22 protein-coding genes and 1 pseudogene are annotated in these 23571 nt (G+C 63.5%); 7 read left to right on the forward strand and 16 right to left on the reverse strand.

Annotated elements, in window-relative coordinates; all coding sequences use genetic code 11:
- Nucleotides 1-51: 51 nt before the first annotated feature.
- The 4 genes and pseudogenes from YQ44_RS03425 to YQ44_RS03440 all read right to left on the reverse strand — a co-directional run.
- Nucleotides 52-1152, reverse strand: a complete 1101-nt coding sequence (locus tag YQ44_RS03425; protein ID WP_071322183.1) for a glycosyltransferase family 9 protein — start codon at nucleotides 1150-1152, stop codon at nucleotides 52-54.
- Between the two features lie 35 nt (nucleotides 1153-1187).
- On the reverse strand, nucleotides 1188-2921 hold the full coding sequence (msbA, locus tag YQ44_RS03430; RefSeq protein ID WP_071322184.1) for a lipid A export permease/ATP-binding protein MsbA: 1734 nt from the start codon (nucleotides 2919-2921) through the stop codon (nucleotides 1188-1190).
- Between the two features lie 50 nt (nucleotides 2922-2971).
- Nucleotides 2972-4183: an O-antigen ligase family protein gene (locus tag YQ44_RS03435; protein WP_071322185.1), complete on the reverse strand. Its 1212-nt coding sequence runs from the start codon at nucleotides 4181-4183 to the stop codon at nucleotides 2972-2974.
- Between the two features lie 253 nt (nucleotides 4184-4436).
- Nucleotides 4437-5675, reverse strand: a pseudogene (locus YQ44_RS03440) (malic enzyme-like NAD(P)-binding protein); the annotation flags it as partial.
- A 207-nt stretch (nucleotides 5676-5882) separates the two neighbouring features.
- On the opposite strand from YQ44_RS03440, the gene YQ44_RS03445 reads away from it, so the two are divergent.
- The 3 genes from YQ44_RS03445 (at nucleotide 5883) to YQ44_RS03455 (ending at nucleotide 8122) form a co-directional block, all read left to right on the forward strand.
- The gene (locus YQ44_RS03445; RefSeq protein WP_071322187.1) at nucleotides 5883-6908 is read left to right on the forward strand and encodes a LacI family DNA-binding transcriptional regulator; all 1026 of its coding nucleotides are present in this window, start codon (nucleotides 5883-5885) and stop codon (nucleotides 6906-6908) included.
- A 126-nt stretch (nucleotides 6909-7034) separates the two neighbouring features.
- The gene (locus YQ44_RS03450) at nucleotides 7035-7505 is read left to right on the forward strand and encodes a hypothetical protein (protein WP_071322188.1); all 471 of its coding nucleotides are present in this window, start codon (nucleotides 7035-7037) and stop codon (nucleotides 7503-7505) included.
- 77 nt (nucleotides 7506-7582) lie between these two features.
- Nucleotides 7583-8122, forward strand: coding sequence for a hypothetical protein (locus YQ44_RS03455; protein WP_232251042.1), 540 nt, complete (start codon nucleotides 7583-7585; stop codon nucleotides 8120-8122).
- A 4-nt stretch (nucleotides 8123-8126) separates the two neighbouring features.
- Here YQ44_RS03455 and YQ44_RS03460 read toward each other — a convergent pair whose 3' ends face one another.
- The 11 genes from YQ44_RS03460 to YQ44_RS03510 form a co-directional block, all read right to left on the reverse strand.
- Complete coding sequence (locus YQ44_RS03460) at nucleotides 8127-8756, reverse strand: LysE family translocator (RefSeq protein WP_071322190.1); 630 nt, start codon at nucleotides 8754-8756, stop codon at nucleotides 8127-8129.
- 79 nt (nucleotides 8757-8835) lie between these two features.
- Complete coding sequence (locus YQ44_RS03465; protein ID WP_071322191.1) at nucleotides 8836-9618, reverse strand: AraC family transcriptional regulator; 783 nt, start codon at nucleotides 9616-9618, stop codon at nucleotides 8836-8838.
- Nucleotides 9619-9620: 2 nt separating this feature from the next.
- Entirely contained in the window at nucleotides 9621-11084 is a 1464-nt protein-coding gene (rng, locus tag YQ44_RS03470; RefSeq protein ID WP_071322192.1) for a ribonuclease G, read from the reverse strand.
- Between the two features lie 43 nt (nucleotides 11085-11127).
- Nucleotides 11128-11748: a Maf family protein gene (locus YQ44_RS03475; RefSeq protein ID WP_071322193.1), complete on the reverse strand. Its 621-nt coding sequence runs from the start codon at nucleotides 11746-11748 to the stop codon at nucleotides 11128-11130.
- Nucleotides 11749-11755: 7 nt separating this feature from the next.
- Complete coding sequence (rlmH, locus tag YQ44_RS03480) at nucleotides 11756-12226, reverse strand: 23S rRNA (pseudouridine(1915)-N(3))-methyltransferase RlmH (RefSeq protein ID WP_034747108.1); 471 nt, start codon at nucleotides 12224-12226, stop codon at nucleotides 11756-11758.
- A 6-nt stretch (nucleotides 12227-12232) separates the two neighbouring features.
- Nucleotides 12233-12922, reverse strand: a complete 690-nt coding sequence (rsfS, locus tag YQ44_RS03485; protein ID WP_071322194.1) for a ribosome silencing factor — start codon at nucleotides 12920-12922, stop codon at nucleotides 12233-12235.
- Nucleotides 12923-13618, reverse strand: a complete 696-nt coding sequence (gene nadD / locus YQ44_RS03490) for a nicotinate (nicotinamide) nucleotide adenylyltransferase (RefSeq protein WP_071322195.1) — start codon at nucleotides 13616-13618, stop codon at nucleotides 12923-12925. It lies immediately after the preceding gene.
- Nucleotides 13615-14529 carry an oxygen-dependent coproporphyrinogen oxidase gene (hemF, locus tag YQ44_RS03495; RefSeq protein ID WP_071322196.1) on the reverse strand — a complete coding sequence of 305 codons (915 nt, stop codon included), beginning with the start codon at nucleotides 14527-14529 and terminating at the stop codon, nucleotides 13615-13617. The genes nadD and hemF overlap by 4 nt, the downstream gene beginning before the upstream one ends.
- Nucleotides 14530-14619: 90 nt before the next feature.
- Nucleotides 14620-15414, reverse strand: a complete 795-nt coding sequence (locus YQ44_RS03500) for a hypothetical protein (protein WP_071322197.1) — start codon at nucleotides 15412-15414, stop codon at nucleotides 14620-14622.
- A 125-nt stretch (nucleotides 15415-15539) separates the two neighbouring features.
- Nucleotides 15540-16808, reverse strand: coding sequence for a phosphoribosylamine--glycine ligase (purD, locus tag YQ44_RS03505; protein ID WP_071322198.1), 1269 nt, complete (start codon nucleotides 16806-16808; stop codon nucleotides 15540-15542).
- A gap of 58 nt (nucleotides 16809-16866) precedes the next feature.
- The gene (locus YQ44_RS03510) at nucleotides 16867-17592 is read right to left on the reverse strand and encodes a YebC/PmpR family DNA-binding transcriptional regulator (RefSeq protein WP_071322199.1); all 726 of its coding nucleotides are present in this window, start codon (nucleotides 17590-17592) and stop codon (nucleotides 16867-16869) included.
- A 144-nt stretch (nucleotides 17593-17736) separates the two neighbouring features.
- On the opposite strand from YQ44_RS03510, the gene YQ44_RS03515 reads away from it, so the two are divergent.
- From YQ44_RS03515 to YQ44_RS03530, 4 genes are all read left to right on the forward strand, one after another.
- Entirely contained in the window at nucleotides 17737-20220 is a 2484-nt protein-coding gene (locus tag YQ44_RS03515; RefSeq protein ID WP_232251043.1) for an alkaline phosphatase D family protein, read from the forward strand.
- Nucleotides 20221-20337: 117 nt separating this feature from the next.
- On the forward strand, nucleotides 20338-21258 hold the full coding sequence (locus YQ44_RS03520; RefSeq protein ID WP_071322201.1) for a DMT family transporter: 921 nt from the start codon (nucleotides 20338-20340) through the stop codon (nucleotides 21256-21258).
- Nucleotides 21259-21287: 29 nt separating this feature from the next.
- The gene (locus YQ44_RS03525; RefSeq protein WP_034786684.1) at nucleotides 21288-21677 is read left to right on the forward strand and encodes a methylglyoxal synthase; all 390 of its coding nucleotides are present in this window, start codon (nucleotides 21288-21290) and stop codon (nucleotides 21675-21677) included.
- Between the two features lie 94 nt (nucleotides 21678-21771).
- A complete protein-coding gene (locus YQ44_RS03530; RefSeq protein WP_071326234.1) occupies nucleotides 21772-22701 on the forward strand; it encodes a quinone oxidoreductase family protein in 930 nt (309 codons plus the stop codon).
- A 189-nt stretch (nucleotides 22702-22890) separates the two neighbouring features.
- Here YQ44_RS03530 and YQ44_RS03535 read toward each other — a convergent pair whose 3' ends face one another.
- On the reverse strand, nucleotides 22891-23520 hold the full coding sequence (locus YQ44_RS03535) for a DUF4136 domain-containing protein (protein ID WP_071322202.1): 630 nt from the start codon (nucleotides 23518-23520) through the stop codon (nucleotides 22891-22893).
- Between the last annotated feature and the right edge of the window lie 51 nt (nucleotides 23521-23571).

Raw genomic sequence — 23571 nt, forward strand, 5'->3', positions numbered from 1 at the left:
AAGCCGGTCTGGTGCGTATCAGTAAATTGCCCACCGCATAGCGTTGCCTACTCAGGCGATCGCTTTCAAGACCTGATCGACTGAAATTGCCTTGACCCAGTCGCTGCGCCGCGCCACCGTCAGCACGGTGCTGTTGGCGCTGTCGAATGGCGCCCATTCCGGATTCTTCTTGCGCATCAGCGCCACCACGGGCACATGCACGGCATTCGCCAGGTGCATGATGGACGTTTCCACTGAAATAATCAGGTCGCATTGCGCCAGCATCGCCGGCAGCTGGAAGAAGTTGTCGACGGCGCTGAAGGCCTGCGTGCGCGCCAGTTCGCGCGCCTGCACGACGGCATGTACCTTGGCCAGATCCTGCGGCATGGCATTGATCAGGAAACAGGCATTGGCCCATTTCGGCTGCTGTTGCATGCGGGTAATGAGTTCGGCAATGCGTTCCAGCGGCCAGCCGCGCTTGTGCGACTTGGCAAACGGGTTCAGCAGCACAAGCGGCCCCTGGCGCGGGGCAAAGCCCCAATCGCCAAGCTGGGCTTGCGCCTGCTGCAAGGCGATGTCGGGGATGTGCACGAAGGGATAGCGCTCCGCCACGGGAATGTCGAGTCCCGTCAGTTGGTGGAACCAGTCCGCATACACGCTGCTGATATGGTGTTCGCCCGCGTCCTGGCCCGCATAGGATGACAGCACGGCGTCGATCTTGCGGTAGGCCAGGTAATGCCAGAGGCGCAGCGGGCTGAACGGTTTGCGCGTACCGATGACCAGGCCATCCGTGGTAATCATGCGTGCCAGGTCCGCATACAGCTGCGGACGGATGTGCGCCAGCGAGACGACAATCGGATAGTGCTCCGCCTGTGCCTCGCGCAGCGATTCGTCGTAGAGTGCCGGGCTGTAGGTCTTGCGGTAAACCTTGGTGAAGAAGCCGGACTGTTCGACCCAGTCGTACAGCGAGTAGGTGCGCAGGCTTTCCCATTGTTTGGCATCGGCCGTGCGCCGCACTTCATCGACCCACAGATGGATCTGGATGTGCGGATAGGCCGCGGCAAAGGCGCGAAAGCCATTTTGCAGATAGGTGAAGTCCCCCAGCGCCAGGTGGGCGATGAAGAGAATTTTGTCCGACTTTTGTAGAAGTTCGGCGGGAATCAAGGGCGTCATGTATCAGTACGATTTCAGGTATTCATTCGATGGTGTCAAACCACTTGCTGGGAAAATTGCAGGCGATGCAGATTGGCATACGCACCGTTGGCATCCAATAATTGCTGGTGACTGCCGGTTTCCATTATTTTCCCATGCGACAATACCACGATACGGTCCGCACGTTCAATTGTTGATAAACGATGAGCAATAACCAGGGTGGTTCTGCCCTGCATCAGGTGCTCCAGCGCCGCCTGCACGGCGCGCTCCGCTTCCGTATCCAGGGCCGAGGTGGCCTCGTCGAGGATCAGGATGGGCGCATCCTTGTAGATGGCGCGGGCGATGGCCACGCGCTGGCGCTGGCCGCCGGACAGGCGCGAGCCATTGTCGCCCAGGCGCGTTTCCAGGCCCTCGGGCAAACCGTCGATGACATCCGACAGGAAGGCTGCCGCTGCCGCCGCTTCGACGCGCTGCCGGTCCGGCGCCGCGTCGCCATAGGCGATATTGGCGGCCAGCGTATCGTCGAACAGCACCACGTTCTGGCTGACCATGGCGATCTGGCTGCGCAGGCTGGTCAAGGCGATGTCATCGATATTCTGACCATCGAGCAAGATCTGCCCGCTGCTGGCCGAGTAAAAGCCTGGTAACAGACTCACCAGCGTCGATTTGCCGCCGCCGGACATGCCGACAAAGGCCACCGTCTGTCCCGGAGCGATGTTCAAATTGATGTGCTGCAAGGCCAGTTCCCGATGGCCTGGATAGGCAAAGCTGACATCGTTGAAATCGATGCGCCCGCTGCAGCGGCCAGCCAGCGGCTTGCCGCCCGTGCGTTCCGGCGTCTTGTCGATCAGCAGGAAGACTTCTTCCGCGGCGGCCATGCCGCGCTGCAGGGGACCATTGACTTCGGCCAGTTGTTTCAAGGGCGTCAGCAGCATCAGCATGGCCGTGATGAAGGAAACAAAGCCGCCCACCGTGATCTGCCCCTGTTCCGACTGGAACAAGGCCATCACGATCACGAGGGCCACGGCGGCGGCCGTGATGACCTGGGTGATGGGCACGGTGGCGGAAAAAGTGGTGGTCATGCGCATGCTGTAGCGGCGCAATTGCTCGGCGCGTTCCTCAAAGCGCGCCTTCTCGTAGTTCTGGCCGCCGAAAATCTTGATGACTTGCTGCGCGCGCGTAGTCTCTTCGATGACCTGGGTCAGTTCGGCGTTGACCGCCAGCGTATCGCGGTTGAGTTTTTTCAGCCGCTTGCCCGTGGTGCGCACGACGATGGTCAGGAGGGGCAGCAGCACCAGGGTGACCAGGGTCAGTACCCAGTTCAGGTAGAGCAGCCATGCCAGCAGGCCCAGCACGGTCAGCGAGGAACGCACGATCGACGTAAACACCTTGGTCACCATTTCGATGATCTGCTGTACCTCGAACATGATGGAATTGATGACTTTGCCGACCGTATGCGTGTTGTAAAAGTCGATGGGCAGGTTGAGCATGCTGGCAAACATCCTGCGCCGCAATTCATTGAGGATGCGCGTGGAGACATAGCTCATCAGGTAGCTGCTGGCAAAGGTGGACACGCCACGAATGAAAAAGATGCCGATCACGATCAGCGGCACCAGCCAGTAGGAAAACTCGACCTTGCCGCCGAAGCCATTGTCGAGTAACAGCTTGAGCGCATACGGCAACAGCGGCTCGGTGGCTGCCGTGACGACCATCGCCAGCAGGGCCAGGGCCAGGTGTTTTTTATAAGGCGCGTGTAGCGCAGTGAGGCGCTTCAGGTCGGGCGTGAGCATCGGTGTGATTCCTGGCAGGCAAGGCAAAAATAGTCAAGTGGAATACGAACTCAGGCAGTGCGCTCTTGATGGCGCAGCATGGACCACAGTATCACCATCGGGAAGACGAGCATGATGATGCCAATGTTCAAGGTTAGCGAGCTCGTCGTCAGGCCAAAAATCATGTAGCAGGTAAACAGTATCACGCCTGCCAGCGCATATGGCTGGGCTGGAGCGGCACCGTGGCGCAGGGGGCGGGCAAACAGGGCCAGCGGCACGAGGAATAGCATCAGCAGGGCTAGCACGCCAATGATGCCGCGTTTGACCAGGGTATCCAGATATTCGTTGTGGGCATTGGTGTAGTTTTTGATGCCCTTATCCATTTTACCCTCGTCTGCCAGTTGTTGCTTCGCCGCCAGATAGCCGCTGCGCCCCATGCCGAGCCAGATATTGTTGCCTGACAAGGCCCATGCCGTGCGCCACATTTCCATGCGCTGGCCGACAGACGTGGTCACATTGTCGCTGTCCTGAAACTGTTTTATTTCGTTAACCGCCAGCGCTACGCGTTCCGGTACGCGGGATTTCGGCAGGGTGTAGGCGATTGTGGAGACCATCAGGAGTGCCGCCATCAGGGCGGCCAGGTAGCGTGCGCCCCGGCCCTTCGAGTAATAGTACAAAAAAAGACAACCGCAGACTGGCAACACCAGCCAGCCTCCGCGGCTGACGCTGATGATGGAGCCGACGATGCCAGCCAGGCCGCCGGCCAGCAGCAATATGCTCCACGCCAGGTGGCGACGCTGGGCGCGGGCCCAGCCAAGGCCGCATAGGGATAGCATGCCAAGCAGTATGCTGACATTGCCATAGTGAATGGCGTTGCTGGTTGCCGCTTGCGGGCGATACATCTCGAGCACGAGGATTTGCCAGGAAGCCAGAACGGCACCGCTGATGGCGCCGATGGCAATGCCACTCCACCACGCTGCGGGACGGGGAGGGTAGGCGAGCAGTAACAGTAGCACCGGGGCGGCCAGCAGCGCGCGCAGCGGCATGTCGAGTTCGCGTGTCGGATCGGCGTGGTACAGCATATTGGCTGTAAAAATGAAGAAGTACAGCAGCAAGGTGCCCAGCATCAGATAATCCCGGCGTTGCAGATTCAGGCGAGGACGTTTCCAGAGCAGGTAGGTGCTGGCAAGCAGGAGAACCAAGGCGCCGAGTGAATATCCACTGGTGACAGCCAGCGCCAATGCCGAAAAAAGAAATACACAAACAGAAGTCAGGCCGAGCATGAATATCCTTGTTAACGCACGTCGTCGCCAATGTGGCAACTGTAGCAACATAAAGTAGACGTCATTGTAATCGAAGGTTCATGCAAAAATGCCCTGTAGTAATTTGCTTGTTGATAACTGTTTGGGCGGTGCCAAGGGGGAAACGAGAAAAACCATGGTTTTCAGCCATGGTTTTTTTGTAAGCAATGGTAACTTGCTGTTATTTTGACAAGGCAGCAAGGCCCTGCCTCGCGGATCAGGCGCCCGCAGGTACGCGGGTGGCCACGCCGGTGGCGATCGCCGCTTGCGACACGGCTGGTGCTACCCAGCTGCGCAGGCGTTCGTCGAATGGCGATGGGATCAGCTGCAGCGGCGTCAGGGCGCTGGTGGTGTGGCCCGGCAGCGGTTCCTTCGCCAGCGCGGCGATGGCGCGCACGCAGGCCAGCTTCATCTCTTCGTTGATGGTGGTGGCGCCGACGTCGAGCGCACCGCGGAAGATGTAGGGGAAGCACAGCACGTTGTTGATCTGGTTCGGATAATCCGAGCGGCCGGTGGCGACGATGGCGTCGTCGCGCACGGCATGCACTTTTTCCGGGGCGATTTCCGGATGCGGATTGGCCAGGGCGAAGATCAACGGCTTGGCGGCCATCGATTCGACCATCTGCGCGCTGACGACGCCGCCTTTCGAGACGCCGATGAAGATGTCGGCGCCGACCATGGCGTCGGCCAGGTCGCGGTCGCTGGTGTCATTCGCGTAGCGCGCCTTGTTCTCTTCCATGCTGGCATCGCGGCCCGGGTAGATCACGCCCTGGCTGTCGCACACTTTCAGCAGCGACTTGTTCAGGCCCAGCGAGACGAGCAGGTCCAGGCAGGCGATCGAGGCGGCGCCCGCGCCCGAGACGGCCACTTTCACGTTGCCGATATCCTTGCCGACCAGTTCCAGGCCGTTCAGGATGCCGGCCGCGACGATGATGGCCGTACCGTGCTGGTCGTCGTGGAAGACGGGGATGTTCATGCGCTTGCGCAATTGCTGCTCGATGTAGAAGCAGTCGGGCGCCTTGATGTCTTCCAGGTTGATGCCGCCGAAGGTCGGTTCCATGCGCACCACGGTGTCGATGAACAGGTCGGGATCGTTCTCGGCCAGCTCGATGTCGAACACGTCGACGTCGGCGAACTGCTTGAACAGGCAGGCCTTGCCTTCCATCACGGGCTTGCTGGCCAGCGGGCCGATATCGCCCAGGCCCAGCACGGCCGTGCCATTGGTGATCACGGCCACCAGGTTGCTGCGCGAGGTGTAGGTGCCGGCCGTGCGCGGATCTTCCACGATGGCTTCGCAGGCAAAGGCCACGCCCGGCGAGTACGCCAGGGTCAGGGCGCGGGCGTCGCCCAGCGGTTTTGTTGGCGTCACGGAAATCTTGCCTGCGCGCGGTTGTGCGTGATAGGCGAGGGCGGCTTCTTTCAGGTTGAAGGTTTCGCCGTTCTGCTCGGCGTGCTTGCTGTGGGAAGTAGACATAAGAATTCTGGGAGGGGCATCGGTGGCCCGAGTGGTAAGTCCGAGCCATGGTATGCAAGCGTTTGCACGCTGTCAAGGCTCTATTTGTGACAAACGCATGAAAAGCGCTTTGGCAGCAGCTTCATTTTTAATGCAAGCGTTTGCTCGGTTTTTGACGTCATGGGGGATTTCTGCGATAAAATCACCGTATTGCGATCCGGGAAGCCCATGACAAACAAGAACCCCACCTTAAGCGACGTAGCGCGGGCCAGCGGCGTGCATTTCTCCACCGTCTCGCGCGTGATGAACCCGGAAACGCGGCAAATGGTCAGCGCGGAGGTGGCCGCGCGCGTGCTGGCCGAAGCGGGGCGGCTCGGCTACCGGCCGAACCGGGCCGCCTCGACCCTCGTCACGCGCAAATCGCGCATCATCGGCGTGGTCTTGCCCGACATTACCAATGCTGTTTTTCCACCGATTTTGCTGGGCATCGAGGAAGGCTTGCGCAAGCACGGCTACCTGGCCATCGTCGCCAACGTGGGGGCCGACGAGGAAGAGCAATTGTTCGTCATCAACCGCCTGCTGGGGCAGCAGGTTGACGGCCTGATCCTCGCCACGGCGCGCCGCCACGATCCCGTCATCAAGATGTGCATCGACCAGAACGTGCCCGTCGTCACCGTCAACCGCAGCGACGAAACGGGCGTCGCTTCGTGCGTCGTCAGCGACGACGTGGTCGGCATGCGCCTTGCCGTCGAGCACTTGCTGGCGCTGGGCCACCGCCATATCGCGCATATTGCCGGTCCGGAAAACCTGTCCACGGGCCACGTGCGCCGCCTGGGCTTCCTGGCCGCCATCCAGGCCAGCGAACTCGATCCATCGCAGGCGTTTGTCTTCGAGAGCAGCGGCTATTCGCGCGAATGCGGCAAGGCGGCCCTGCTGGAGCTGCTGCGCCAGTCACCGCAAACGACGGCCGTGGTGGCCGGCAGCGACCTGGTGGCCATCGGCTGCTACGATGCCATCATGGAGCTCGGTTTAAGTTGTCCTGAAGACATTTCCGTGGTGGGGCATAACGACATGCCCTACATGGACATGATCCGCCCGCCCTTGACCACCATCCGCATCCGCCACCACGGCATCGGCACGGAGGCGGCCCGCCTGATCCTGCAGACCATCGACTCGCCCGACGCTTCCGTGCTCGACGTGCGCCTGAAGCCGGAACTGGTGGTGCGCGAGTCGACGGCGCCGCCGCGCGCCTGAGCTTGCCGCTTGTTGCCCTTCTTTTGCCGGAGTATGTTTAAATCTTGATATTGATAATGATCAAGACAAGGCCATGCAGACGACATACAGGCGACCACGGCGGCAAGCACGGCAGGGGCGCCGCTGATGCCGAAGAATTTCGGCATGCCCGGCAACGCCTGGCGCTATGCGCTGGGCAGCGACTATGGCTATTGCTCGCCCTTGCTTGAAGGCATAGAGTTTGAAAACGAGTGGGTGACGATACGCGAATCGGCGATCCGCATCCGCGCCGGCTACGCCTGGGATGGCTGTTCGCCCTGCATCAGCGTGCTTGGCCTGTTTTATGTGGGCACGCCCGATGGTGCGCAGCACCTGGGCTTGCCGGCGACCTATCATGCCAGCCTCGTGCATGACGTGCTGTGCCAGTGGCGCGCCGACATCGCCGTCACCCGCGCGCAGTCGATCGCCATTTTCCACCAGTTGCTCAAGGAGGTGCGCTTCCCCCTGGCGGGACTGTATGCGGGCGCCGTCTTCCTGTTCGGGCCGCGGCGTGACTTCATGCCGCCCGGTGCGCGCGCCGCCGCCGCGCCGTCCCGCACCCGCCAGGCGCAACATTAAAGCGGCGCTGACGCCGCCGTCGGCGCGCCATGATGTTAAACTGGCGCCCCTCATCGTTTCTCTTGCCCTCTACCGCCATGACCAAAACCACCACGCCTTCCCCCAAACGCCGCGAAGAGGGCGTCGCCAAGCTGACCGTCAATCCCTTCCTCGACGCCGAGTTTTACGCGCGCATGCGCGACTACACGGAACGCGACGCGGCCATCATCAAGGAACTCAAGGCGATCGCCGAGATCCGCGCCGGCAACAAGCAGCCCGATCCCCGCCTGGCGCCGTCGCTGGCCGCCTTGCGCGACACCGTCAAGAAAGGCCTGACCTTCGGCGAAATGCTCGAGCGCATGGCGGCCGGCAAGGAAAAAGGCTTGTGGGAGCCGTGGATGACGACCTTCGGCATCGAGATCCGCGCCGTCAACTACGGCGCCGGCCCGCGCAACGCCTGCCTGGTGCTGGACCTGGCCGCCAACGCTCCCGCGCACGCCATGTTCGCCAAGGCCGGCATCCAGAACTGGCGCAGCCTGGCCGCCGACGACTGCTCCGTCGTGCGCTCGGAAAAAGCCACGGAAACCACGCCGTTGAAAGTGTACGCCGTGTTTTACCTGGATCCGCTGCCGGCCTGATCCGTCAGACACTGCTGCTGGCGACATTCACCAGCAGCAGCACCGCCAGCACGATCAGCACGGCGCCCGATAGGCGCTCCAGGCTCGGCAGGGCGCGCGCAAAGCGCTGCCGCAGCGCGCCATGGCCGATGGCCAGCGCCACCGCCATGTCCCACGCCAGCACCGCACACACCATCCACACGCCATACAGCACGACCGAGCCGCTGCCCGTTTGCCGGCTGGCGACGACGGACGCCAGGCTCGCGTAGAACAGCGCATTCTTCGGATTCAGGATGGCAGACAGGAAACCCATGCCCAGGCCGTTGCGCCAGTGCGCCTTGCCGGGCGTGGCAGCCGGCGCTGCCGTCAGCGTCGTGGCGCCCGCATGGCGCAGGAATAGCCCGCCGAGGTACAGCAGATAAGCGCAGCCCGCCAATTGCACGGCGATAAACAGGGGACTGCCCGGATGCAGCACGGCGACGCCGCCAAACGCCGCCACGATGAACACGCCATTGGCCAGTGCGATGCCGATGCACGCTGGCATGGCGCCGCGCCAGCCGTGCGCCAGCGCGCTGCGGGCGACGAGGAAAAAATCGGGCCCCGGCGACAGCAGCGCGAGGAAGTGGGCGGCGGCGATAAGGAGAAAATCCTGCATGAAACGCGACTCCGGCAATGGCGATGCGCGAGTATGCGGGGGTGCGCTCCGGTGTGTATTGAAGAAAATTGCAGGCGCTTCAGCCGCGATAGCGTCCCGGCGTGATGCCAGCATGCGCCTTGAAGACGCGCTGCAGGTGGCTCTGGTCGGCAAACCCCAGCTCGCAGGCGATGTCGGCCAGGGCGCTGCCCGCCTGCAAGCCGCTGCGCGCGCGGTTGACGCCCAGGTTCAGCTGGTACGCATGCGGCGTCATGCCGGTGGCGGCGCGGAAGGCGCGGATCAGCTGGTAGCGGCTCATGCCGGCTAGTTCGGCCAGTTGCGCCAGGCTGGCCAGCGGTTGAGACTGCAGCTGCTGCACTACCGGGCGTAGTTGCATCGGGATGCGGGCAGCGTGCGAGGGGAGGGGGCTTGCCCCGCTGGCGTCGGCACAGGCGTGTAGCAAGGCCAGCAGGGCCTCTTGCTTGGCGGCCGGGGATGCGGGCGAGAACAACAGCGCATTCATGGCGCAGAACTGTGCATACAGGACCGGTTCGTGCAGCACGCTGGCGCTGCTTGCATCGAGCCGCGGCACGTGGGTATGCAGCCACTGCGCGTCGAGGTGCAGCATCTGGTAGCTCCAGTGGGCGTCAGGCAGGGGATTGCAGGCGTGCACGCAGCCGGCCGGCACCAGCACCAGGCTGCCATTGCCAAGCGCGACCTTGCCATCCTTGCTGCCCGTAAAGATGCTGCCGCCCGCGTCGACGGCGCCGATGGAGTACGTGGGATGGCTGTGCGGCTTGTAGCACGCGCGGCTGCGGCAGGCGCGCCGGCTTTCCACATGGGGCAGGACCGGGTCGCGCCAGAAGGAGGTGTTGCCTGGCATGCCTACATCAAAATCACGTCGTATTGCTCCTGGTGGTAGGCGTTTTCCACCTGCAGCGAGATTTTCTTGCCGATGAAGTCGCCGAGCATGGCCAGGTGCTGCGATTCTTCTTCCAAAAACAGATCGACGACCTCCTGCGAGGCGAGGATGCGGAATTCGCGCGGGTTGAACTGTTTTGCCTCGCGCAGCAGTTCGCGCAGGATTTCATAGCAGATCGTGCGCGAGGTTTTGACTTGTCCCTTGCCGGCGCAGGCCGGGCATGGCTCGCACAGGATGTGCGCCAGCGACTCGCGCGTGCGCTTGCGCGTCATTTCCACCAGGCCCAGCGGCGAGAAATTGCTCACCGAGACTTTGGTGCGGTCGCGCGACAGGGTGCGTTTCAGCTCGGCCAGCACGGCGTTGCGGTGCTCGGCATTGTCCATGTCGATGAAGTCGAGGATGATGATGCCGCCCAGGTTACGCAGGCGCAGCTGGCGCGCGATGGCGTGCGCCGCTTCCAGGTTGGTCTTGAAAATCGTGTCCGCGAAATTGCGCCCGCCGACGAAGCCGCCCGTGTTGACGTCGATGGTGGTCATCGCTTCCGTCTGGTCGACGATCAGGTAGCCGCCCGATTTCAGGTCGACGCGGCGGCCCAGCGCGCGCAGGATTTCCTCCTCCACGCCGTACAGGTCGAACAGGGGGCGTTCGCCCGTGTAGTGCTGCAATCGCGTCAGTTCGCTGGGCGTGTAGATTTCCGCGAATTCGCGCAACTTCACGTAGTTTTCGCGCGAATCGACCTGGATGGTGGCCGTTTCGTCGCCGACGAAGTCGCGCAGCACGCGCTGCGCCAGGTTCAAGTCCTGGTGCAGCAGGCTGGTGGCCGGGCGCGTACGGGCGCCGTGCGTGATCGTGGCCCAGGTTTTTCTCAGGTAGTCGACGTCCGCCTTCAGGTCGGCGTCGGAGGCGTCTTCGGCCATGGTGCGCACGATGTAGCCGCCTTTTTCGTCGGGCGGGAGCAGGCTTTGCAGGCGCACGCGCAGCTGTTCGCGCTCCGCTTCCTTTTCGATTTTCTGCGAAATGCCGATGTGCTTGTCTTGCGGCAGGTACACCAGCATGCGCCCGGCGATGGAAATCTGCGTCGACAGGCGCGCGCCCTTGGTGCCGATCGGATCCTTGATCACCTGCACCGTCAGCACCTGGCCGTCAAAGAGGATTTTTTCGATGGGCGCGGGCGTGGCGTTCTGGCCGTCGTGGCCGCGCGCTTCCCAGATGTCGGCCACGTGCAGAAACGCCGCGCGTTCCAGGCCGATGTCGATGAAGGCCGACTGCATGCCCGGCAACACCCGCACCACTTTGCCGGAATACACATTGCCGGCCAGGCCGCGCGTGAGCGTGCGCTCGATGTGCAATTCCTGCACGGCGCCCTGGAGGATGAGGGCGACGCGGGTTTCTTGCGGCGTGATATTGATCAGGATGTCTTCGTTCATGTAGGCGCGGGAGTGGAGGCAACGAATGACATCATACCTGTCTTCAGGGCAGGGGCAAACCTGCTAGTCTCAGCAACTGTGCGGTTTCGTACAGGGGCAGGCCCATGATGCCGGAATGGCTGCCTTCGATATGCTCGACGAACAGCGCGGCGCTGCCCTGGATGCCGTAGGCACCGGCCTTGTCGTACGGTTCCGGCGTGGCGCAATAGGCGGCGATCGAGGCGGGCGAGAGCACGCCGAAGCGCACCTGCGACACTTGCGTGCGCTGCTCGGCGAAATCCTTGTAGTGGACGGCGATCGAGGTCAGCACCTGATGCGTGCGGCCCGACAGCTGCTCCAGCATGGCCACGGCCTCAAGGCGGTCGGCCGGCTTGCCGAGGATGACGCCGTCGATGGTGACGGTGGTGTCGGCGGCCAGCACGGGGCGCGCGATCAGGTGGCGGCGGCGCACGAGGTCCCACGCGAAGGCGGCTTTTTCATTCGCCACGCGCGCCACGTAATCGAGCGCCGACTCGCCGGCGAGGACTTCCTCGGTGACGTCGGCGCCGCGCGGGCCATCGCTGCGCAGCAGCAGCAATTCGAAATCGATGCCGATCTGGCGCAGCAATTCGCGCCGGCGCGGACTTTTGGACGCCAGATAGATCTTGTTGTCAGCCGGTTTCATGGAGTGGTCAGACGCGGTGATAGGGATGGTTTTGCGTGATCGACCAGGCGCGGTACAGCTGTTCGGCGAGGATGACGCGCACCACGCCATGCGGCAGAGTCATGCTGGAGATGCGCAGCATGCCTTCTGCACGTGCCTTGAGTTGCGGATCGAGGCCGTCGGCACCGCCGATCAAAAAGGCGGTGTCGCGGCCATCCTGCTGCCAGGCCATCAATTGCTGCGACAGGCCGACGCTGGTCAGGTCCTTGCCGCGTTCGTCGAGGGCGATGATGCGCACGCCCTTGGGCAGGACGGCTTCGATGCGTTCGCGTTCCAGCGCCATCGCCGTGGCGGCGGTCTTGCTGCCGGAACGTTCCACCGGCTTGATTTCCTTCAGCACGATGCGCAGTTCCGGCGGCATGCGCTTCGCGTATTCCGCGAAGCCCGTCTCTATCCAGGCCGGCATTTTATGGCCGACCGCAGCGATGATGAGCTGCATCGAGGCTTACGCTTCGACTTTTTTGATACGCTTGATCACGGTTTTTGCCGGTGCCGCATCGGCTGCCGGTTTGGCCGCGCGTGGCGCACGTACTTTTTTCTCCGGCAGCGCTTTCAATGCCTTGACTGCAGCCGCTTCGGTCTTGGTTGGCGCGACTTTCACGGTCTTGCCGACGGCCTTGGAGGTGGTGGCTTTCTTCGCCGGGGCTTTCTTGGCGGCGGTGGTGGCCGCGGCTTTCTTGGCAGGCGCCTTTTTCTCGATCACGGGCGTCGCTTCCACATTGGCCTTGCTTGCCGCCAGATGGCCGCTGACCTTCTTCGGTTCGTCGCTGGCGGCTTTTTTCGGCGCGCGCTTGGCGGCGCCGAGCTTGACCGGCGTGTCGCCCCAGATTTCTTCCAGGCGGTAGTAGGCGCGGATAGGCGCTTGCATGATGTGGACGATCATGTCGCCCAGGTCGACCAGTACCCATTCACCGGTGTCCTCGCCTTCCATGCCGATGATGTCGCCGCCGGCGTCCTTGACCTTGTTGCGTACCGAGGCGGCCAGCGCCTTGGTTTGACGGTTCGAGGTACCGGAGACGATCGCGATGCGGTCGAACAGGCTGGTCAGGTGACTCGTTTCGAAGACGGCGATGTCTTGGCCTTTGACGTCTTCAAGGGCGTCAACGACGAGGGTTTGCAGTTTTTTGATGTCCATTTAGCTTTTGTATAAATTATGTTGTTCAATATAGTCTAGCACTAGCGGAGAAACAAGCGAGTTTGCCCGGTTCCCCCGTTGTAATGCCGCACGTATTTCGGTGGCGGAGATATCCACCGCGAAGTCCTGTGCCAGATAAGTCAGACCGTGCGGCGTGTTGCGGATGCTTTCCAGGGTGCCCAGGCGGCGCGAAAATTCGTCGGCGACCACCTGCGGCACTGCTGTGTCATTCAGCGCGAAGCCGGGGCGGGCCGCGACGCAGATATGCGCGTATTCAAATAATTGCTGCCATTCGCGCCATGTCGCGAGCCGCTGCAGCTGGTCGGCGCCCATCAGGAAAACGATGGAAGCGCGCGGCCCCAGCTCGGCGCGTACCTGGCGCAAGGTATCGATGGTGTAGCTGGCCTTGCCATGCTCGCTACGCTCGATTTCCTGGCGGTCGATCACCACCGGCAAGGGCAGGCCGCTGAAGGCCAGGCCCGCCATTTCGGCCCGCTGCTGCCCGCTGGCGCCCAGCCTGCCCTTTTGCCAGGGCGCGCCGGCCGGAATCACGCGCAGTTCATCGGCGTGCAGCAGGCTGGAAAAATGCGTGCCCAGCGCGACGTGGCCGATATGTACCGGATCGTAGCTGCCACCGAGTAGCGCCACGCATGGGGTATTGCGCGCCGTACTGCTTACCGTGCCATTTTCCGTCACGCCTGCAGCCAGTCGCGGTGCACGAGGAAGTCAGTATACAGCGCCGCTTCGGGACTGCCTGCTTCCGGGTGCCAGTCGTAGCGCCACTTGACCACGGGCGGCATCGACATCAGGATCGCCTCGGTACGTCCGCCCGATTGCAGCCCGAACAGGGTGCCGCGGTCGAAGACCAGGTTGAACTCCACATAGCGTCCGCGCCGGTAGCACTGGAAATCGCGTTCGCGCTCGCCGTAGGGCGTGTCCTTGCGGCGCGCGAGGATAGGCACATAGGCGTTGACGAAGGCGTCGCCGGCGCTGCGCATCATCGCAAAGCTGTCGTCAAAGCCCAGGGCGTTGAAGTCGTCGAAGAAGATACCGCCGGCGCCGCGCGCTTCGCGCCGGTGCTTCAGGTAGAAATAATCGTCGCACCACTGCTTGAACTTCGGATGCAGCTCCGCGCCGAACGGCGCCAGCGCATCATGGCACACCTGGTGGAAGTGCTTTACGTCGCCCGCGTCGCCATAATACGGCGTCAGGTCCATGCCGCCGCCGAACCACCATACGGGTTCGCCATCGGCGTTGACGGTGCTGAAAAACCGCACATTCATGTGCACCGTGGGCGCATACGGGTTACGCGGATGCAGTACCAGCGACACGCCCATCGCTTCCCACGCCTTGCCGCCCAGTTCAGGACGCGCGGCCGCTGCCGATGGCGGCAGTGCGGCACCGGTGACGTGCGAAAAATTCACGCCGCCCCGCTCGAACACATTGCCTTCCTCGATCAGCCGCGAAATGCCGCCGCCGCCCTCGGGGCGCTGCCAGGCATCGGTCAGGAACGGCTTGCCGTCCTGCGCTTCAAGCGCCTGCACGATACGGTTTTGCAAATCGAGCAAATAGGCTTTGACGGCCGAAGGGGAGGGAGTTGACGACATCGCGTGGGCCGACGAGGCCGAAATAAAAAATTAAGGACGGATTGTACCCTGTTACGCGTTTTTGTGATAGGCCGGCGCTTGCGCTGTGGTTTAGGGAGCCGGCGGCGCCGCGTCGTCCTGCACCACCGTGATGGACAACTGCGCTTCGGCGCCGGGCATGCGGGCGCTCTCCACGGCCTGCGCGGCGCGCGGCTGCAAGTCGCCGCGTTCGACGGCGCTCCCTGCACTGCCAGGGCCGGGATGCGTGGCGGCCCGGCCGGCGACGATGCTCCGGCCGGCAAACGCGAGCACCAGCAGCAACAGCGCGGCCAGCAGCCAGGTCCCCGGGCGCGCGTGGGCGGGACGCTCGCGGCGCGCCTGGCGCACGGCGCCATCGACGATGATGCGCGCCAGTTCCGAACCGTGCCGGCGCGTGCGCAGGGCCTCGAATTGTGGCTGCGTCAAGGTGCCTTGGCCGAGCATCTCGCGCAGGGCGGCGATCGGCGAGGCGAGCAGGCGGTCGGCTGGCAAGCTGGCGTGGGCGGCATCGCGCTGCCACTGGTCGATCAGATTTTCGTCATACAGGGTGTCGACGGCATGGCGGTTGAGCAGCTGCAACGCGGCGGCGGCCAGCTGCTGGCGTTCCTGCAGGGCCGCGCCGCCATGCTGGCGCGGCAAATCGCGCACGCGCGGCAGGAAGGCGTCCTGCGGCAGCAGATCCGTGTGCAGCAGCCATGCCAGGGTGTCGGCAAGACCCGCATCGGGTGCCAGCCGCGGCATGTCGACATCGTCTTCCTCGTCCAGCGCGAGGATCTCCAGTTCGGCCATGGCCTCGTCGAACTCGGTGGCGGTGATCAGGCCGAGCTGGCGCAGTGCGGCAAGGGAGGGATGGGCGTGGGCTGTCATGGGCGGCAAACTTGTCAGGGAGGCAGCATGGTAGCGCAATGCCCATTTTTCCGACGCGCGAAAAACAACAGGGCCGGGGCGGAGAAGTTCCGCGCCGGCCCTGCCGTGTGCCACAACGGGGTGGATCAGTGTTTCAGGCCGCGCCAGCCGATGTCGCGGCGGTACTGCGCGCCGTCGAAGTGGATTTTTTCCACGGTTTCATACGCCTGCTTCTGCGCCATCTTGATGCTGTCGCCGAGGCCCACCACGCACAGCACGCGGCCGCCGTTGGTGACCAGGCGCTCGCCCTCGATGCGGGTGCCCGCATGGAAGGTGACGGAGTCGGGCGTTTCAGCCGGGATGTCGCCGATCGGCGTGCCTTTGACGGGATCGTCCGGATAGCCGGCAGCGGCCATGACGACGCCGACGGCCGTGCGGCGGTCCCATTCCAGTTCCACGGCGTCGAGCGTGCCGTTGACGGCGTGTTCCATGACGGTGACCAGGTCGGTCTTCAGGCGCGCCATGATGGGCTGCGTTTCCGGGTCGCCCATGCGGCAGTTGAATTCCAGCGTCTTTGGCGTGCCCTTGTCGTCGATCATCAGGCCGGCGTACAAAAAGCCCGTGAACGTGATGCCGTCCTTGGCCATGCCCTGGATGGTCGGATTGATGATTTCGCGCATGACGCGCGCATGCATGGCCGGCGTGACGATGGGCGCCGGCGAATATGCGCCCATGCCGCCCGTGTTCGGGCCCTGGTCGTTATCCTTCAGGCGCTTGTGGTCCTGGCTGGTGGCCAGCGGCAGGATGTTCTTGCCGTCGCACATGACGATGAAGCTCGCTTCCTCGCCGGCGAGGAATTCCTCGATGACGATGCGCGCGCCGGCGTCGCCGAACTGGTTGTCTGCCAGCATCATGTCAACCGCCTGGTGCGCCTCTTCCAGGGTCATGGCAACAACCACGCCCTTGCCGGCGGCCAGGCCGTCGGCCTTGATGACGATCGGTGCGCCCATGGCGTCGATGTAGGCATGCGCGGGGGCGACGTCGGAGAAGGTCTGGTAGGCGGCCGTCGGGATGCCGTGGCGCTGCATGAAGGCCTTGGCGAAGTCCTTCGACGATTCTAGCTGCGCCGCTTCTTTCGTGGGGCCGAAGATTTTCAGGCCGCGCGAGCGGAACAGGTTGACGATGCCCGCCGCCAGCGGCACTTCCGGGCCGACGACGGTCAGGCCGATGTGTTCCTGTTGAACGAAGTCGGCCAGCAATTGCGGGTCGCTGATGTCGAGATTGACCAGGCGCGCATCGCGCGCGGTGCCGCCATTGCCCGGCGCGACATACACCATCTGTATGCGTTCGGACTGGGCCAGTTTCCAGGCCAGGGCGTGTTCGCGGCCGCCAGAGCCGACTACCAGAATTTTCATAGGGACCGTTCGTTCAGTGTGGGTTGCAGGGCGGCGGTACCGCCCTTCAGGTTGTTGCTTAGTTTTCGATCAGGGCGTTGGTGAAGACTTCCTGCACGTCGTCCAGCAGTTCCAGCGCATCGATCAGCTTTTGCATCTTGACGGCGTCGTCGCCCGTGTAGACGGTTTCCGTCGCCGGCTTCATGATGACTTCGGCCACTTCCGCCTTGAAGCCGGCCGCTTCCAGCGCTTCCTTGACGGTGGCGAAATCGTGCACGGGGGTCAGCACTTCGAAGCCGCCTTCCTCGTCGGCGATGACGTCTTCGGCGCCCGCTTCCAGGGCCGCTTCCATCAGCTTGTCTTCATCGGTGCCCGGCGCGAACAGCAGCTGGCCGCAGTGCTGGAACATGAAGGCGACCGAGCCTTCGTTGCCCATGTTGCCGCCATTCTTGTTGAAGGCGTTGCGTACCTCGGCCACCGTGCGCACGCGGTTGTCCGTCATGCATTCGACGATGACGGCCGCGCCGCCCACGCCATAGCCTTCGTAGCGCACTTCTTCGTAATTGGCGCCGTCGACGCCGCCGCTGCCGCGGTTGATCGCGCGCTGGACGTTGTCTTTCGGCATATTCGCGTCGGCCGCCTTGTCGACGGCCAGGCGCAGGCGCGGATTGGCCGCGATATCGGCGCCGCCCATGCGGGCCGCGACCGTGATTTCCTTGATCAGGCGGGTCCAGATTTTGCCGCGCTTGGCATCCGTGGCAGCCTTTTTATGCTTGATGTTGGCCCATTTGCTATGTCCTGCCATGTCGAATCTTCCTTAGACGGGTGTTCAATTGTGGCCGACATTTTAGCATATCGGCCCCCTGCGAAGCGGCATGGCCCCGTCATCAAGCGGACATAATCTGTTGCTAAAGTGACGCGCTTTCACCATAGCTGAGGGCGCGACATCATGGCAAATCAAATGGACAGGCGGCAATTTCTGAAATTGGGTGGCTTTATCACCGTGTCGGTGGCCACCGTCGGCCTCGCCGCCTGCGGCAGCAGCGATTACAGCGACCCTGGCGTGCCGCTGGCTTCGGGCAGCGACTGGAAATTCCCGCAAAGCGTGGCTTCCGGCGATCCGCGCCCGGACAGCGCCATGCTGTGGACGCGCGTCGTGCCAGCCAGTTTCGACGCCGTCGCGCCCGCCGTGGCCGGCAAGTCCGACGTCGCCGTGCGCCTGATCGTCAGCGCGGCCGACAATACGGCCGCGCTGGGCGGCAACACGGCCCTGGCGGGCACGCCCATCGTCGACGCCAAGTTGCCGTTGAAGGCCGATTTCGACAATACCCTGCGCCACAAGGTGACGGGCTTGCAGCCGGGGCAGGTGTACTTTTACCAGTTCATCGCCGGCGACGTGCGCTCGAACGTGGGCCGCTTCAAGACGGCGCCCGCCGCCACGGCTGACGTCAGCCAGCTGCAGTTCGCCTACCTGACGTGCCAGGACTGGAGCATCAACCACTGGGGCGCGCTGTCGCACATCGCCGCCAACGAAACGCTCGACTTCATCGTCCACCTGGGCGACTACATCTATGAAACGGTGGGCGAGGCGTTCCAGAGCGGCGCCGTGGAAAACCGCCACGACCAGCTGAAATTGCCGGACGGCACCTTCAAGAGCGGCAACGCGGGCGCGAAATACGCGACCACGGTGGCCGATTACCGCTACCTGTACAAGAAATACCGCACCGATGCGCGCCTGCAAGCCGTGCACGAGCGCTTCGCCTTCATCGCCATCTGGGACGACCACGAATTCACGGACGACGCCTGGCAGGATGCCGCCACCTACGAGGGCATCGTGGCGGCGGATGGCAGCGACCTGCACCAGCCGGCCCGCCGCCGCAGCGCCAACCAGGCGTGGTTCGAATACATGCCGGCGGACGTCACGTTCGACGCCGCCGCCACGACGTTCCAGAATATCCAGATCTACCGCGATTTCCAGTTCGGCAAACTGATGCAGTTGGTGATGACGGACGAGCGCCTGTACCGCGCCGACCACGCGATTGCGGAATCGACCGTCAATCCCGCCACGGGCAAGCCGTTGGGCAGCATCGGCAGCCGCTATCTGGTGCCGCAAGCGCTGTTCGACAGCGTGGAAGGGCAGAAGATGGCCGCCGCCACGAAAGCCGGCGCCGACCCGCTGGCGGCCGTCGGCATGCTGGGCAGCACCCAGCGCGACTGGTGGAAGGGCAAGATGAAGGCGGCCACGTCCACCTGGAAGCTGTGGGGCAATGAGGTGTCCTTGCTGCGCATGGGCTTGAATGGCACGGATGCCATCGCCACCCTGGTGGCGCTGAGCGCCATGTCGACGGTGGGCAAGGCCATCGCCAGTACCTTGCCGCTGGTGGGCGGCAGCGTCCCGCTGGCGTCCGCCATCGTGGCGGCCTCGACGGCGGGCGCCTCGCAAACCGTGGCCCAGGCCGCGGCCATGGCGATCGCCGGCGCGGCTGCCAACGCCAGCGCGCAGGGCGCGGCAGCCGTGGGCGCCGGCTTGAGCGCGGCCCAGGCCGGCATCACGGTGGCGGCCTACAACAGCGCCACGCCGGCCGCCGCCGCGCAAGTGATCGCCTTCGGCTGGATCAAGCCCGACGTGCTGGCCAACAAGGCCGCGTCGAGCTTTGTCGTCGCCTCGGGCCAGCAGGCGGCGCTGGCGCCGTTCTTCACGCGCTTTTTGCTCAATTGCGACCAGTGGGATGGCTACAACAGCGAGCGCAAGAACCTGATGGCCCACCTGAAGACGAATGCCATCGGCAACGTGGTGGCGATTACGGGCGACATCCACTCCTTCTTTGCCGGCACGGTCAGCGACGATTTCGACGCGGCCGGCGGCGGCACGCCCGTGATGGTGGACCTGGTGTCGGCCGGCGTCAGCTCCGATTCCTTCTTCAGCTACCTGAAGTCGGCGGCCGGCACGATGGGCGATGTCGGCACCCTCGTCAGCTATCCGCTGGCCATCCCCGTCACGGGCCTGGGCACGGTCAATCTCGACATCAACCTGCTCGACTACACCATGGGCAAGGCGGCGCCCACCGTCGACAGCCTGCTGGAACAGTTGCGCGTGCAGTTGCGCGGCGCCCTGGCCGCCAAGGGCGTGCCGGAAGCCCAACTGGACGGCACGGTCGCCGCCGTGCAGGCTGGCTTGAAAGCGAGCGCTGACTTCAACACGACTTTGCTGGGCCTGGCGCAACAATTGTCCGGCCTGGGCAACAATCCATGGATGAAGCACCTGAACACGGATGCGCAGGGCTACACGGTGGTGACCCTGACGCCGGGCAAGCTGGTAGCGCAGTTCAAGCAAGTCAACAAGCTCGTCGGCGGCAGCGCGCCGTCGAACGTGATTGCGCGCGTGACGACGGCCAGCGTGACGGCGGGGGCGGCGGCGGTGGTGGTGTCGTAAAGGCCGGCCTGCGCTTCCACCCAGAAGGCAAGGGCCGGGGCGGCCCCTCAGGGGCCGGCCCCGGTTTTTGCCGCTGGGCTTATCAGCCGCCTTTGGCTTTTGCCTTACAATCTGGAGATGAGCTCCAGTTCCCCGCAAGCATCCCCCGCATCGCTTCCCCGTTCCGTCTACCTCGGTGGCCTGGCCATCGCCGTGGGCGGGGCGGTGCTGTTTTCCACCAAGGCCATCGTCGCCAAGCTGCTGTACCGCTACCAGATCGACGCCGTCACCCTGATCGCCTTCAGGATGATCTTTTCGCTGCCCGTGTTCGCCGTCATCGCGTACTGGAAGATGCGCACGGAGCCGCCGCTGTCGGGCAGCGACCGCTGGCGCCTCGTCGGGCTGGGTCTCGTCGGTTACTATCTGTCCAGCTATCTCGATTTCCTGGGGCTGCAATACATTTCCGTCGGCCTGGAGCGGCTGATCCTGTTCCTCACGCCGACTTTCGTGCTGCTGATTACCACCGTGTATTTCAAGCAGACCATCAGCCGCGTGCAGTGGCTGGCCCTGCTCACCTCGTATTGCGGCATCGTGCTGGTGTTCGTGCATGACTTGCAGGGCGGCGCCAGCAACGTGGCGCTCGGTTCGACACTGGTGCTGGGTTCGGCCTGTTCGTATGCCGTGTACCTGCTCGGTTCCGGCGAGCTGGTCAAGCGCATCGGCTCGATGCGGCTCGTTTCCTACGCGATGTGCGTGGCCAGCTTTGCCTGCATCGTTCAATTCTTCATCCTGCGGCCCGTCGAGCTGCTGATCCAGCCGATGCCCGTGTATGGCTTGTCCCTGTTGAACGGTATCTTTTGCACGGTGATGCCCGTCTTCATGACGATGATCGCCGTCGAGCGCATCGGCGCACCCGTCGCCTCGCAGGCCGGCATGATCGGTCCCGTGTCGACCCTGTTCCTGGGCGCCATGATCCTCGATGAACCGATCACCAACTGGCAACTGGCCGGCACCAGCCTGGTCTTGGCCGGTATTTACTTGCTGTCGAAAAAGAAATAATTCCTCCACCCACTGAAAACGTCCCCACCATGAAAACACGCATCGCCCTGATTGCCCACGACAAGAAAAAAGATGACATGATTACCCTGGCGGGCGAATACCTGGACTTTTTGAAAGGCTGCGAACTGTCGGCCACGGGCACCACGGGCGGCCGCCTGATCAACGAGCTGGGCCTGGCGGTCGAGCGCAAGCACTCGGGGCCGTTCGGCGGCGACTTGCAGATCGGCTCGCTGCTGGTGGAAGGCTTGATCGATTGCGTGATCTTCCTGCGCGACCCGATGACGCCGCAGCCGCACGAGCCGGACATCAACGCCCTGGTGCGCGCCTGCGACGTGCACAACGTGGCGTGCGCGACGAATCTGTCGTCGGCGCACCTGGTGCTGTCGCAGCTGCAGGCGCGGGCCAGCGCGGCAGCCTGACGTTTTCCCCATTCTTCTTTCCAAGGAGCATATTGTGAGCGCAACGATTACCACCAAGGCCATCCGCGTACAGCGCGTGGGCGGTCCGGAAGTGATGGAGTATGTGGATGTGGAGCTGCCGCCGCCCGGTCCGGGTGAGGCGCGCGTCAAGCACGAGGCCATCGGCCTCAATTTCATCGATGTGTATTTCCGCACGGGCCTGTACCCGCAGCCGCTGCCCAATGGCCTGGGCGTCGAGGGCGCGGGCATCGTCGAGGCGGTGGGCGAGGGTGTCACGGAAGTGAAAATCGGCGACCGCGTGGCGTATGCGGCGCGCATCAATGGCGCCTATGCGCAGCAGCGCAACCTGCCGGCGGCTTTGCTGCTGGTGCTGCCCGAGCGCATTGCCTTCGATACGGCGGCGGCCATGATGCTGCAGGGCTTGACGGTGCAATACCTGTTCCACCGCACGGTGGCCCTGAAGGCGGGCGACACGGTGCTGTTCCACGCGGCCGCCGGCGGCGTGGGCCTGATCGCCTGCCAGTGGGCGAAGGTGCTGGGCGTGAACCTGATCGGCACGGCCGGTTCCGATGACAAGGCGGCCCTGGCCAAGGCCCATGGTGCGGCCCACGTCATCAACTACAACACGGAAAACTTCGTCGAGCGCGTGCGCGAGATCACGGGCGGCAAGGGCGTCTCCGTGGTCTACGATTCCATCGGCAAGGACACGTTTACGGGCTCGCTCGACTGCCTGGCGCCGCTGGGCATGATGGTCAGCTTCGGCAATGCTTCCGGTCCCGTGCCAGCGTTTACCCTGTCCGAACTGGCGTCGCGCGGATCGCTGTTCATCACGCGCCCAGCCCTGTTCAGCTATGCCTCGAACCGCACGAACCTGGAAGAGATGGCCGCTTCGCTGTTCGGCGTCGTCAGCAGCGGCGAAGTGAAGATCGAGATCAACCAGCGCTACAGCCTGGCCCATATCGCCCAGGCGCATGCGGACCTGGAAGGGCGCAAGACGACCGGTTCGACCATCATCGTGCCATGAGCGGCGACAGCGGAAACGACGGCGCGCCGAAGTTCGGCCGCCTGCTGATCGTGCTGGTGCTGGCCGTGGCCCTGATCGGCGCCATTACCCTGTCGGCCGAAGCCTACTATTCGTAGGCATGAAAAAACCGGCTTGCGCATTGCTGCACAAGCCGGTTTTTTTGGCGCATCGGATACTGGCCGCGCGCCGTTATTCAACCTTGACTTCGACCTTGCGCGGCACGCCGCTCTGGCCGGGGAAATCGGCAAAGGCGCTGGCCACCATGGCGGGCATCACTTGCGACGTGGCGCGCTTGTTGCTGGTCGATTGCACGGTCACGTCATACAGTTTCTTGCCGGTGCGGTCATTGATCGTCACGCGCAATTCGCGTTCGTATTTATGGCGCACGCTTTCTTCCACTTCCATCGGGCCATACCAGTAGGGGTTATAGCCAAAGCGGCCATAACCTGGCCATGCGCCGTAGCGGTAGCCGTAGCGGCCGGGCCAGTAGCCGGGGCCATACCAGAATGGGTCGGACGCCTGCAGCACGCGCTCAGGGTAGTCGACCGTCGAAAAATCCATCGACACGCGCAAGTTGGCCGCCGCAGGTCCGGAGGCCTCGCCGAAGCCGTGTTTGGCCAGTTCCGCGCGCACGAGGTTCTGGTAGCTGCGGTATTCCAGCGTGTCGCTTTCCGCCGCTGGCGCCTCGAAGACATACGATTTGTCCTGCAGCTGCGCGGGCCATTCGTGGAAGGCCGTGACGTCGCTGCGTATGGTGGTGGCGCATCCGGTGAGCAACACGGTCAATGCGGCCATCATGATGGTGAGATATCGTTTCATTGCATGATCTCCTTAGTGTTCTTAATGATTAGCTGCAACTCATTGTTGGCA

Source organism: Janthinobacterium sp. 1_2014MBL_MicDiv, from assembly GCF_001865675.1.
GTDB lineage: Bacteria > Pseudomonadota > Gammaproteobacteria > Burkholderiales > Burkholderiaceae_D > Janthinobacterium.